The organism is Auritidibacter sp. NML120636 (genome assembly GCF_003185945.1).
Classification (GTDB): domain Bacteria; phylum Actinomycetota; class Actinomycetes; order Actinomycetales; family Micrococcaceae; genus Auritidibacter; species Auritidibacter ignavus.
The window spans coordinates 48,606-61,536 of sequence record NZ_QHLO01000001.1 but is presented as its reverse complement, the minus strand read 5'-3'; the positions used below and the strand labels follow the sequence as shown (position 1 = coordinate 61,536).

Genomic DNA, 12,931 nt, shown 5'->3' with positions numbered 1-12,931 from the left:
GAGTTCGACAGCCGGAGTCCTAAAGGCCCACGCTGATACGGTGAGCTGCGACCGCCACCACGTCGTCCGGGGCGGTGATCGACAACCGCACGTACCCATTGCCAGCCTCAGAATAAAAGACTCCTGGCCCGGTGACGATACCGGCATCAGCGAAGCGTCGCACTAAGTCCCAAGAATCTTGCGAGGTCGCCGAATCCGCGGTTCGTCCCGGTTGGCACACCCAGAGGTACAGCCCGGCTTCGGAGCCGTGAACCTCCAACCCAGCCTGGCGCAGAGCCGACATCAGCTGACCGCGACGGGTTCGATAGCGGGCCTTTTGCACCGCCACGTGTTCGTCGTCGTTCAAGGCCGCCACCATGGCGGCTTGCAGTGGGCCGGGCACGACCATTCCGGCATGCTTGCGAATATTGATCAGCTCAGCGATCAGCGTGGGGTCCCCGGCAATGAAGGCTGCTCGGTAGCCGGCCATGTTGGACTGCTTTGATAAGGAATACACGCTCAAAACCCCACGGAGATCACCTTGTGTCACAACGGGGTCGAGAATGGAGGGAACGCGATGATCTTCCCAGTGGTCCCAGCCCAGTTCGGCGTAGCACTCATCGTTGGCGATCACTGCGCCGAGCTGGCGGGCGTGGTCTACGGTGCGGGACAGCTGGTCGCGGTCCAGAACGTCCCCGGTGGGGTTGGCTGGAGAATTTAGCCAGACCAGTTTCACCCGCGCTGCGGTCTCAGCGTCCACCGTTGCGAGGTCGTCGGTGGGGATGGAGACTGCTCCAGCCAGTCGTGCACCGATGTCATAAGTCGGATAGGAGATCCGAGGGCGGACCACGACATCACCGGGCCCTAGTCCTAACATCAAGGGTAGCCAGGCCACTAGTTCCTTGGACCCAACGGTCGCCGCGGTGTGTTCGGGACCAAGCTCTGGAACGTTGCGGCGTCGGGCGTACCACTCAGCAATAGCTCGACGCAGGTGGTCGTCTCCGCCAGCAACGGGGTATCCAGGCCAGTTACTGGCCTGCACCAGCGCCTGCTGGATAAAGTCCGGGACTGGATCGACTGGGGAGCCGATCGACAGATCGCAGACGCCGTCAGGATGTTGTTCTGCCCGCTGCCGATAGGGCGTGAGTTCTTCCCAAGGATAAACCGGAAGTTTGACCATCTGTGGCTTCTTTAGGCTTGGGGCGGAAGTGCCGCGATAAGGGGGTGATCTTTCGGGATGACTCCCATTTTGGCAGCACCTCCGGGCGAGCCGAGATCGTCAAAGAATTCTACGTTGGCGTCGTAATAGTCTTCCCATTCTTCGGGAAGATCATCTTCGTAGTAGATGGCCTCGACCGGGCATACTGGCTCACACGCCCCACAGTCCACACACTCGTCTGGGTGAATGTAGAGGCTCCGTTCACCTTCGTAAATGCAGTCGACGGGGCACTCATCGATGCAGGCACGGTCCTTCACATCGACGCATGGCAACGCGATGACGTAAGTCATGAATCATCCTTCGGGAACCTGAGCGGAGCGAAGATCAGCGACAACGTGTCCTCGCTCGAAGGGGTGTGTCGACAACCCAGTCTAATGCTGTTGTGGCCGATGAGCCCCGTGTGAAGCCGAGGTGTCAGGGCTGGTACTGGAGCATGGCTCGGACTCATGCTGGGCTGTTGACTGCTGTGTTTTTGCCCCACGTGGGGAGAACAATTGCACCCGCAGGATCACCATGGTCACCACGCCAACAACCGGAATACCAAGCAACCACGCGGCTTCAGCAATCACTTCCACCGGCATCATCTGCCAGGCTAGGGCCGAAACCGGCACCGAGAACACATCTGCCCCGGGCCAAAAGGCCATCAGGCAGGCCATCCCGTAGCTGGCCAGGATGGTCACTGCCGATGCCCAAAGCCGATCAGTAAGACTCGTCAGCCAGAAAGCAGCCAGCACCACCAGACCCAGGGCAAGTACCACGCCCCACGGCAGGGCAACGGACCCAATCCAGACCACGTTGAAGTGCACGACATTGCCGAGGAACCCTACAAGCGCTCCGAGACAGACCGCACCCACAGCGGTCACGATGGGCTGGCGGAGACTGGGACGATCTCGATCGGTTTCGCCTGCGACCGGCGGTGCCGGTGGGTTCTCTTCGGGTGGAAAAACGGTCATGAACTGAATGCGTCCTGGGTGTGGTGTGGTTTAGTCTTTGGCCCGCTGGCGAGCGCGGAAGATCTTGATGCGCTCATGGGCATCCAGCACGACCTTCCGAATACGAATGTCTTCGGGCGTGACCTCCACGCATTCATCTTCACGCGCGAATTCCAGGGACTCTTCCAAGGTTAAGGTGGCCGGCGGTGTCAGCCCTTCAAAGGATTCCGCCGAGGCAGCACGCATATTGGTCTGTTTCTTTTCCTTAGTGATATTGACATCCATGTCTTCATTGCGGGAGTTTTCTCCGACGATCATGCCTTCGTAGACGTCCGCACCGGGCTGGACGAAGAAGGTGCCTCGTTCTTGTAGATTGATCATGGCGAACGGGGTGGCCACCCCACTACGGTCGGCAACCATCGACCCCGAGGAGCGGTAGCTAATGTCTCCGGCCCAGGGCGCATAACCGTCGGAATACGAGGAGGCGATACCGGCACCATGGGTGTCAGTCAGGAACCGAGTGCGGAATCCGATCAGACCGCGGGCGGGGACGGTAAATTCCATGCGCATCCAGCCGGTGCCGTTATTCGTCATCTCCTGCATAATGCCCTTGCGCGAGGCCATCAACTGGGTTACCGCGCCCATGAACTCTTCGGGGATATCGATCGTCATCCGTTCAATCGGCTCGTGCATCGTGCCGTCAATGGTCTTGGTCACCACCTGGGGCTTACCCACCGTGAGCTCAAAGCCTTCACGACGCATCTGCTCTACGAGGACGGCCAGTGCCAGTTCCCCACGGCCCTGCACCTCCCAGGTGTCGGGACGGTCGGTGGGGAGCACGCGTAGGGAGACGTTACCGATCAGCTCGCGGTCTAGACGGTCCTTAATCTGTCGGGCCGTGACCTTCGCGCCTTTGACCCGTCCGGCCAACGGGGAGGTGTTGATACCGATGGTCATCGAAATCGCCGGCTCATCGATGGTGATCTGTGGTAGCGGCTTGGGGTGATCCAGATCAGTGAGCGTATCACCAATCATAATGTCCTCAATACCAGCCACGGCCACGATCTCACCGGGTCCGGCTTCCTCGGCAGCGACACGTTGCAATCCCTTGGTGGCCAATAGTTCGGTGATCTTCACGGTTTGTGAACCACCCTGGTACGCCCAGGTGACCTGTTGGTTTTTGCGCAGGGTGCCATTGAAGACGCGCAACAGCGCCAACCGGCCCAAGAAGGGCGAGGAGTCGAGGTTGGTCACGTGCGCCTGCAGGACTTCGTCCTCGTGGTAGGTCGGGGCCGGGATGCGCTTCATGATGGTGTCGAACAGCGGCTCAAGGTCTTCGCTATCCGGCAAGTCGCCGTCGGCTGGCTGATTCAGCGAGGCGCGACCGGCTTTACCCGAGGCATAGACCACCGGCACGTCCAAGACCGCATCCAAGTCGATTTCACGCTCTTCGGCAATATCGGAGGCCAGCCCCAACAGCAGGTCCATCGATTCGGAAACCACACCGTCGATACGCGCATCGCCACGGTCAGTCTTATTGACCACCAGGATCACCGGCAGGTTGGCTTCCAGCGCTTTGCGCAGGACGAAACGGGTCTGCGGTAGCGGGCCTTCCGAGGCGTCCACGAGCAATACCACACCATCGACCATCGACAGCCCACGTTCTACTTCGCCACCGAAATCGGCGTGGCCGGGAGTATCAATGACGTTAATGGTCACGGTCTCAGCGGTCGCTGAGGGGCCTGAGTAGAACACAGTGGTGTTCTTGGCCAGAATCGTAATGCCTTTTTCGCGCTCCAGCTCCCCGGAATCCATCACGCGATCTTCGGTCTCTCCGTGTTCATCAAACGCCCCGGTCTGGCGCAACATGGCATCAACCAGAGTGGTTTTACCGTGGTCAACGTGGGCAACGATGGCAACATTTCGGAGGTCTTCGCGGTGAGCTAGGGTCATCAGCGGGTTATTCCTTCACAGTGGAAAGTCAGTAAAATTTGGCCACAACAGCCGTGCAAATTTTATCAGGTCTGCCCCGAAGGCCGGTTCGCCCTGTCCATGATACGGGAGAGCACCGAGACTACCAGTGCTGGTGCCACAACGCCTCGCTACAGAGGGAATCCGCTATGACGACACCTTCCACGACCTCGAGTTCCCCCGGTACTTTTGACCACGGTGCGGGCAAGATCGTGCCCTTGAGCCTGGGGGCAATGGTGGGGTTCATGATTCTCCTCGCGCTGAATCTTCGAACCTCCGCTACCGCCGTGGGACCGGTTCTCAACGATATTGCCGAGTCGGTGGAGCTCAGCGCGGTGGGCGCCGGCGTGTTAACCTCGCTACCGGGACTGTGCTTCGGTGCACTGGGTTTCGTTGCCGTCCGGTTCGCCCAACAATTCGGGCTCACCGGAGGTTTGACCATGGGGTGTGGACTGATCTTGATCGGCGGACTGGCCCGAGCGCTTACCGGGAACGCCTGGTTGTTCCTCTTCTGTACCGTTGTGGCCTTGTCCGGGATTGCAATCGGCAATGTGCTGGCGCCAGCCTGGATCAAAACCCACGCCGGCACCGCCACGGTGGGCTTAATGGGCACCTACTCTGCCGTGGTCACTGCCTCGGGAGCACTCGGCTCACTGACGGCAGTCCCCTTAGCACAGAGCCTGGGAGCAGCGCTGGAGATCACCGGATGGCGTGCAACCCTGGGATTCTGGGCTGTAGCAGCCATCGTGCCGGGGATCATGGGCATCCTCCTGTGGGTGCACACGGGTCGGGATCGGCCTCGGGCGGTCACCCCATCCGCTACCTCCGTGAAGATCTACCGCAGCCCCCTGGCGTGGGCCATGACCGGGTTCTTCGCGTTCCAATCCATGAACGCTTATGTGCAATTCGGGTGGCTCCCACAGATCTATCAGGACGCCGGGGTCTCTCCCGCTGTTTCCGGAGCCTTGGTCTCGATCATGTCCGCCGTGCCTATCATTGGCGGGTTCGTCATGCCGTGGATCATTTCCCGGAGCAAGAACATCAGTGGCTGGATCATCGCTCTCGGGCTCAGTACCGCAACAGGATATCTTGGGCTCTTAATCGATCCAGCCGGCGGCGCCTGGATCTGGGCGATATTCTTCGGTTTCGGTGGCTGGGCCTTCCCCACCGCCATCGCGCGACTTTCCGACTTCGTCCAACCCATCGGCTATATGATTGCCGCCACCGGACCGGTGAGCATCGGGGCTCTTTTTTCCGCGACGGGCTCCTGGACAACGCCCTTAATCGTGATGATGGCCACTATCATGGTGCTCCTGATCTGCGGGTTCTTCGTCGCCCGAAAAACAACTATCGAATCTCAATTATCGAGGCTTGATATCGTCACCACAAAATCATAAACAGCGTCGGCACATTCTTCACCTTGATCGATTCACGACCTACCAACACGTATTACATCTACCGTTTACCTCCTGGTGATCCCATAGTTAACTCCGTTCCTCACACTGTGTAGCTGGCGTGCGAATGCGCCAATTACTCACACCGTACGGGGAAGGCAGGAATGTCCACAGTACGCGTCCGGGATCCGGAACAAACAGCGTTATCGCAGGATTCCGACCAAGACGAACTGGCAACAGAACGACGCAAAGCCAGGCGTAAACGACTGTCCAAGAACTGGACCTTCTTTCTCCTCTTCGCTGGCCCAAATATCCTGCTGATCTTGGCTTTTATTTATTATCCGTTGATCAGCAATATGTATTACTCCACCTTGGACTGGCGTTTGGGCTCCAGCACCGCGACGCAGATCGGGCTCGATAACTACGTTCGTTTCTTCACCTCTGATGACGGCCTCGAGGTCTGGCGGGTCACCGCGATCTTCACACTCGGAACAGTGGCCGGGTCCATGATTCTGGGCTTGCTCATCGCCCTGGTGCTCAACAAAAAGATTCCCGGACGCACTGTCGCCCGCACCGCGGTGTTTTCGCCCTATGTTCTTTCTGGCGTGGGTGTCGCCCTGGTCTGGAATTTCATCTTCAACCCAGAGCGCGGCGCACTGAGCCACATTCTCGACTGGTTCGGCCTGGACTCGCCGCAATGGTATTTGGATGAAGACTGGGCACTGTTGATGGTCATCATCGTCTATGTCTGGAAGAACCTGGGTTTCTGCGCCGTGGTGTTTCTCGCCGGTCTGCAATCAATCCCCCAAGACCTTATCGAAGCCGCTACTATCGACCGCGCCGGTCCGATTCGCCGGTTCTTCTCTGTCACGCTGCCGTTGCTCACCCCCACCGTGTTCTTCTTATTGGTCACCAACATCATCTTCTCGATGACGAATGCCTTCGACATCCTGCGGACCATGACACCCACCGGGCACGGAACGAACACGATTATTTTTGAGGTTTATTTGCAGTCCTTCGGCGCCTATCAGCGCGCCGGCTACTCTGCCGCCATCGCGGTGGTCCTGTTCTTCACGCTGTTCTTGATCACCGTGATTCAGATGCGGTTCGTCGAGCGAAAGGTGCACTACCAGTGAACCAAGAAACCGACACGATGAGTTGGCGCAAAGCCTTTGCCCCTCGTCATCTCGCCGACACCCTGCTGACCGGTTACCTGCCGTTGCTTATTGCCTTCTTGATCATTGTGCTCCCGCTGGCCTGGATGGTCTCTTCTAGTTTCAAACCACCCGCGGAGATCATTACCGCCGATCCCACCGTTCTTCCCCAAGACCCGACCCTGGACAACTACAGCACGGTGGCCGATCGCGTCCCGCTATTGACAGTGCTACGCAACAGTGTGATTGTCACCGCGATCGGCGCTGCGATCAAAGTCATTTTGGCGATTACGACCGCATACGCTCTGGTCTTCATCCGGGTCCCGGGTGCAAATCTGATCTTCCTCGGTATGCTGGTCGCCCTGATGGTGCCACCAGAAGTCTCGATGTTACCAAACTATTTGACCATCACGAGCCTCGGTGGCCGGGATACCCTGTGGGGAATTATCTTGCCCGGCTTGGGCACGGCCTTTGGGACGTTCCTGTTACGCCAAAACTTCAAGGCGCTACCGAAGGAACTCTTTGAAGCCGCAGAACTCGACGGTGCCGGGCACCTACGCAAGCTGGTGCAAATCGCCGTGCCTGTCTCCCTACCTGCCATTGCGACAGTCACACTGGTCACCGTGGTCAACGAATGGAACAACTTCCTGTGGCCGCTGATCATCGTTGACACCCCCGAGAAAATGACCCTGCCGGTGGGGCTCAACCTGTTGCAGTCAATCGAAAATTCCCCCGGATCCTACGGCATCCTGATGGCCGGAGCTGTGCTGGTTATCGTTCCGATGCTACTGATCTTCGCCGCGCTCCAACGCTATATCGTTGCCGGGCTGACCCAGGGCGCGGTCAAATAGTCATCCTCACCCCTACCCACTAAAGGAGAGAATACCCATGAAGACCCCTCGATCCCCCCGAGTCCTCAGCGGTGTTGCCGCCCTGAGCATCTGCGCCCTGGCGCTGACCGCATGCGGTCCCGACACCTCCGGAGACGGACCGGAAGAACCCAGCGACATCGATTGGTCCAGCATCGAACCAGCCGATGAGATCACCTTTGCGTCCAACCACCCCGGTGCTTCCGTCGACATCGAAGAAAGCATGATTGAGGCTTTCACGGAGGAAACTGGCATTGAGGTCAACTTGATCAATTCCGGCGGTAACTACGAAGAAACCTCGCAGTGGTATCAGACTGGTGGTAGCGATACCGCCGACGTCGTGGTGCTCTCAGACGCCACCTGGTTCCCGAACTACCTCAACGATTCGCTGTTGCCGCTGGATGATGTACTGGAAGCAGCCGAAGTCGATACCGATACCTATGTGGAAGCCCTTTACGAGGACTACAACTACGAGGGTTCCCACTATGGTGTGCCCTACGCTCGCTCCACCCCGCTGTTCTACTACAACGCTGACCATTACGAAGAGGCCGGCATCGAGGAAGTTCCTGAGACCTGGGAGGAAGTCGCCGAGGTTTCCGAGAAGCTCATGGAAGCTGATGTCGCCGATTCCGCTTTCGTCTACCCGCCTCAGCCAGAGTACCCGGCGTGGACCATGGCTAACCTCGTGTGGGGTTATGGTGGCGCTTGGTCAGAGGAATGGGACTTCGAGATCATGTCCTCTGACGCTAACGTTGAGGCTCTCGAATTTGCTCAAGAATCAACCAGTGATTGGGCCTCGGTGGCATCGGGAGACCAGGCCGATGATTTCAGCGCCGGTGTGTCTAGCCAGATGATCCAATCCACTGGTTCCCTGGGTGGTGTCCTGGAGAGCGCTGACTTCGAAGTTGGCGTTGCCTTCCTCCCTTCGGGTCCGGAAGCAGAAGGTGAAACCCCCACCGGTGGTGCCGGCCTGATGATTTCGGCTTCGTCCACCCCGGAAGAGCAACTGGCAGCAGCTAAGTTCTTGGGCTTTGTCACCAACTCGGAGAATACCGCCGAATTTTCGGCCGGAACCGGTTACGTTCCGGTGCGCACCGATGCTGAGATGAGCGACGTCTATGATGAAACTCCCGAATTTGAGACGGCTGTTGACCAGCTTGAGCGCGCTCGCGTTCAGGACTATTCTCGCGTGTTCTTGCCCGGTGGCGACCTGGCTATCAGTGGCGCCTTGCAGGAGATTTTGACCAACGACGACGTCGATGTCCGCGACAGGCTCGAGAGCCTGCAGGAGGAGCTCGAGGGCCTGTACGAAACCGAGATCGCCGACGATATCGAGAACTGATCCGGACCGAGAGTCCGCGTTCTGCTTCACTATCCCACTCACCGGGGTCATCCTGGCCCATTCAGGATGGCCCCGGTATAGCCCTCAAGGAGCCACCTACTTATGGCATCAGTGACTTATGACCACGCCAGCCGGATCTACTCTGCCGGATCCCGTCCGGCCATCAATCAGCTCGACCTGGCCATCGACGATGGTGAATTTCTCGTCTTGGTGGGCCCCTCAGGGTGTGGCAAGTCAACTGCACTCCGGATGCTGGCCGGTTTGGAAGACGTTGACGAGGGGCGCATTCTCATCGGTGGCGAGGACGTCTCGCACCAAGACGCTAAGGCACGCGACATTGCCATGGTGTTTCAGAACTATGCTTTGTATCCTCACATGACCGTGGCCGATAATATGGCCTTCTCCCTGAAAATCAGCGGTGTGTCAAAGTCGCAGAGACGCGCGAAGGTCGAAAAAGCCGCCAGAATTTTGGACCTACTCCCCTATCTCGATCGCAAGCCCAAAGAGCTCTCTGGTGGTCAGCGTCAGCGCGTGGCTATGGGCCGGGCGATCGTGCGTGAGCCCAAAGTGTTCTTGATGGACGAGCCACTGTCGAACTTGGATGCCAAGCTACGCGTACAAACCCGTACTCAGATTGCTGCACTGACCCGTCAGCTGGCAACGACCACCGTATATGTCACCCACGACCAGGTCGAAGCCATGACCATGGGTGACCGTGTCTGCGTACTCAAGGAAGGGGTCCTGCAGCAAGTTGATACCCCACGTAACCTCTACGAGAATCCTGCCAACGTCTTTGTCGCGGGCTTCATCGGTTCCCCTGCGATGAACCTCGTGGCAGCCCGCCACGATGCTCAGTCCATCCAGCTTGGTGGCACCACCGTGCCCGTGGCTGCGGAGACGTTGAACAATGCCACCAGTGATTCCGTGACTGTTGGTTTCCGCCCGGAGGACCTGCATGTAGACCCCACCAACGGGCTGGAGATGATTGTCGAGCTGACCGAGCAGCTGGGCGCTGACGCCCACGTCTACGGTACGTTGGAGGGGATTCGAACCCACCAGCCCGTCGTAGTCCGCGTGCCGGGACGTCGTCCACCACAGCCCGGAGATCGTATTCGGGTCTCCCCAGACCCGGAACACCTGAAGATTTTCGATGCACAGACCGGTTTACGTATCAACGGACCTGTCCCGCCAGAGACTCCTCACGCCGAACTATCGGACGTGGAAGGTCTTGCAGACACCGAGTAACCAGACCGCCACAAAACCAACTACGCTCGATTAGTTGGTCGCCGCTTCTTGTAGCTCCACGATACCCGTCTGGCGTTGCCCTGAGGAGTCCTCCCAGACCACCTCGACCTCGTCGCCGACATTGCGAGACCGAATGACTGTCGAGATGTGATCTGAGCTATTGGCTACTATGCCATCAACCGAAATAAGTCGATCGCCGGCACGGAGACCGGCTTCTTCAGCAACCGATCCGGACAGCACGTCCTCAACCATCACCTGATGATCGGCACCACTGATGATAATGCCCAACGCACCGTCAGCTCCGATCGAAACAGTCTCAGACTCCTCACCAGCCAAGACCTGCTCCACCACAGACAACACCTGGGTAATGGGCACGGCGAAACCCTCGACCTCTTCACTGGTAGTCCCTTCTGAGACGGCCGTGGTCAGCCCAATCACCTGCCCATCTCCGTCCACAGACGGTCCGCCAGAATATCCTGGCACAACGTCCTGAGTCATCTGCATGACCCCGGAGATGCGGGAGGGATCACCGCCCTCACTGAACTCTGACGACGCCAGGATCGTGACATTCAGGTCCGAGACCTCCCCCACAACAGAGGTCAAGAACCCCTGCCCACCCCCGTTGCCGACCGAAGCGGTTCGATCACCAATATCTGGGGTCTCAGTGTTAATGGAGGCCACCTGTAAGGCGGGAGCATCCACGATCTGCAACACCGCAACGTCATGCTCAGCATCTCGGCCCAGCACCGTGGCCGTATACGTTTCGCCCGTATCCGCTACAGTTACCGAAACCTGCGACGAGCCTTCCACCACGTGGTAGTTAGTCACCGCCAGCCCCTCCTCGCTGAGTACCAAACCGGTACCGGCCCCAAAGGCCGCCAGGTGAGTAGTCTCCACTAAAAGCACCCCCGGCGCTTCATCGAGACGTTGCCCTGAATCAATCTCAGTACTACCCCATCCCGTAGCACTACCCGGGACCGAAAAATCCACCGGAATCCCCTCATGGGCCAACTCCAGCTCGTCAGCCAATTGCGTCGCAGTATGATCCTGCTGAGGCCCTGCATAATCCTCCGCCAGTGGCTGATTCCGGTGCTGAGTATTGACGGCGGAGTCGGCGGTCATTCCTTGGAACGTTTGGAACCCCACCAACAAGACCCCATAAGCCAACACCGCAGCCGCGATAAAGCCCAAGACAATGACGGTCCAATAGCCTGCACCGTGTGAAGAGGGCTGCGGTGACCGTGCTGGAGCGATCGACCGAGGCGGAACCTGCGGTAGTTGGGCGGTCGGTGTCGGATCGTACAAATGAGCGGGATCACCGTGAGGTGACCCCGCTTCGTTCCGGCGGTTCTGATCTGAAAAGTGCAGAGTTAGCTCCGTTACACTCACCGATTACTGCAATGCGGCGAGCGCCTGTTCGTAATCGGGCTCATAAGACATTTCCGATACCAATTGTACGTAGCTGACTTTACCTTCTTCATCGAGCACTATGACTGAACGGGCTAGCAGACCAGCCATAGGGGCATCCGCAATGGTGATCCCATAGTCCGTTCCGAAACGAGAACGGAATGCTGAGGCATTGGTAACCTGGTCGATTCCTTCAGCGGCGCAGAAGCGACTGTGCGCAAAGGGCAGGTCCATCGAGACGTTGAGTACCACGGTGCCATCTAAAGAAGTTGCCTCTTGATTGAAGCGACGGACCGAGGCTGCACACACTCCCGTATCCAGCGAGGGGAAGGTCGAGATGAGCAATTTCTTGCCAATAAAATCATCGCGTTTGATATCCGACAGATCGGTTCCGGCCAGCGTGAAATCGGGGGCGAGGTCTCCGATGGCGGGGAGCTCACCGCTGGTCTGAATGGGCTGGCCCTTCATATTGATTGTTGCCATACAATTAGCATATGGTCTGAAGCGTGGAACTAGCTAGCACTGCCCAACACAGCAATATCACCGACACTGCTCTAGTTCTCGAAGGCGGAGGAATGCGTGCCTCCTATACCGCTGGGCTGGTGGTCAGCCTGTTGGAGCAGAACATTCTTTTCGACTTTGTTGCTGGCATTTCGGCGGGCTCCACCCTGGCCGTCAACTACGTCGCACAGGACCCCCTGCGGACCCGTCGGAGCTTTGTGGAATTCGCAGGTGATCCTCGGTTGGGTAGCTGGTGGACCTGGTTGCAGGGCCACGGTGTGCTGAATTCCAAATACATCTACGAAGATTCCTGCCGTTCTGAAGGCGTTCTACCCTTTGATTTTCAGGTCTACCGGGACAACCCCGCTCAAATTCAGCTGGGTGGTTTCAAAATGGCTACCGGCGAAACCGTATGGTGGGACAAAGAAGCCACCAGCACGGAGGCTGCGCTCATGCGACGGGTGAGAGCATCCTCGACCATCCCGATCTTAATGCCGAAGGTGAACGTCAATGGCGAGCTGTTCCTCGACGGTGCTTTCGGGATTGACGGTGGGGTGCCACTGTCGACGGCACTGGAGCACGGCTATGAGAAGCTACTCGTGGTTATGACCCGGGAAGAAAGCTACTGGAAAGACAAGCAACGCTTCGAGCCGGTGATTCGATCTTGGTTCCCACGTTATCCGGCTGTCATTGACGCCATGCTGACCCGGCACGAACGCTATAACGAAACCAAAGAAAAGCTCTTCGAATTGCGGGATCAAGGCAAAGCCTATCTGTTCATCCCCGAGGTCATGCCGGTTAGCAGTGGTACCCGAGATTTGCGCCTACTTCGTGAAACATACGAGCGTGGCTACCGACAGGCTCAGCGGGAGCTTCCCGCTATTCAGGAATTCCTCGACCTACGCTAGAGACTTGGTT

12 protein-coding genes are annotated in these 12,931 nt (G+C 58.2%); 6 read left to right on the top strand and 6 right to left on the bottom strand.

The genetic code is table 11. The annotated features are described in order from the left end of the window. Positions 1 to 19: 19 nt before the first annotated feature. From dapC to typA, 4 genes are all read right to left on the bottom strand, one after another. Entirely contained in the window at positions 20 to 1,159 is a 1,140-nt protein-coding gene (gene dapC / locus DCC25_RS00330) for a succinyldiaminopimelate transaminase (protein WP_110100215.1), read from the bottom strand. A gap of 11 nt (positions 1,160 to 1,170) precedes the next feature. Next, positions 1,171 to 1,488, bottom strand: a complete 318-nt coding sequence (fdxA, locus tag DCC25_RS00325) for a ferredoxin (protein WP_110100214.1) — start codon at positions 1,486 to 1,488, stop codon at positions 1,171 to 1,173. 81 nt (positions 1,489 to 1,569) lie between these two features. After that, positions 1,570 to 2,151, bottom strand: a complete 582-nt coding sequence (locus DCC25_RS00320) for a hypothetical protein (RefSeq protein ID WP_110100213.1) — start codon at positions 2,149 to 2,151, stop codon at positions 1,570 to 1,572. A gap of 30 nt (positions 2,152 to 2,181) precedes the next feature. Then, a complete protein-coding gene (typA, locus tag DCC25_RS00315; RefSeq protein WP_110100212.1) occupies positions 2,182 to 4,083 on the bottom strand; it encodes a translational GTPase TypA in 1,902 nt (633 codons plus the stop codon). Positions 4,084 to 4,250: 167 nt separating this feature from the next. On the opposite strand from typA, the gene DCC25_RS00310 reads away from it, so the two are divergent. The 5 genes from DCC25_RS00310 (at position 4,251) to DCC25_RS00290 (ending at position 10,105) form a co-directional block, all read left to right on the top strand. Further along, positions 4,251 to 5,498, top strand: coding sequence for an MFS transporter (locus DCC25_RS00310; RefSeq protein WP_110100211.1), 1,248 nt, complete (start codon positions 4,251 to 4,253; stop codon positions 5,496 to 5,498). A 161-nt stretch (positions 5,499 to 5,659) separates the two neighbouring features. Further along, positions 5,660 to 6,631 carry a carbohydrate ABC transporter permease gene (locus tag DCC25_RS00305; RefSeq protein WP_110098541.1) on the top strand — a complete coding sequence of 324 codons (972 nt, stop codon included), beginning with the start codon at positions 5,660 to 5,662 and terminating at the stop codon, positions 6,629 to 6,631. Between the two features lie 17 nt (positions 6,632 to 6,648). After that, positions 6,649 to 7,500: a carbohydrate ABC transporter permease gene (locus DCC25_RS00300; RefSeq protein ID WP_110098681.1), complete on the top strand. Its 852-nt coding sequence runs from the start codon at positions 6,649 to 6,651 to the stop codon at positions 7,498 to 7,500. 37 nt (positions 7,501 to 7,537) lie between these two features. Then, complete coding sequence (locus DCC25_RS00295) at positions 7,538 to 8,860, top strand: ABC transporter substrate-binding protein (RefSeq protein ID WP_110098540.1); 1,323 nt, start codon at positions 7,538 to 7,540, stop codon at positions 8,858 to 8,860. 102 nt (positions 8,861 to 8,962) lie between these two features. Then, the gene (locus DCC25_RS00290; RefSeq protein ID WP_110098539.1) at positions 8,963 to 10,105 is read left to right on the top strand and encodes an ABC transporter ATP-binding protein; all 1,143 of its coding nucleotides are present in this window, start codon (positions 8,963 to 8,965) and stop codon (positions 10,103 to 10,105) included. A gap of 30 nt (positions 10,106 to 10,135) precedes the next feature. On the opposite strand, the gene DCC25_RS00285 is transcribed toward DCC25_RS00290, so the two are convergent. Further along, the gene (locus DCC25_RS00285; protein WP_158524691.1) at positions 10,136 to 11,296 is read right to left on the bottom strand and encodes a S1C family serine protease; all 1,161 of its coding nucleotides are present in this window, start codon (positions 11,294 to 11,296) and stop codon (positions 10,136 to 10,138) included. 201 nt (positions 11,297 to 11,497) lie between these two features. Next, positions 11,498 to 11,995 carry a thiol peroxidase gene (gene tpx / locus DCC25_RS00280; protein WP_110100209.1) on the bottom strand — a complete coding sequence of 166 codons (498 nt, stop codon included), beginning with the start codon at positions 11,993 to 11,995 and terminating at the stop codon, positions 11,498 to 11,500. 23 nt (positions 11,996 to 12,018) lie between these two features. Between tpx and DCC25_RS00275 the strand changes: the two genes are divergently transcribed. After that, entirely contained in the window at positions 12,019 to 12,921 is a 903-nt protein-coding gene (locus DCC25_RS00275; RefSeq protein ID WP_233487805.1) for a patatin family protein, read from the top strand. Positions 12,922 to 12,931: the final 10 nt, after the last annotated feature.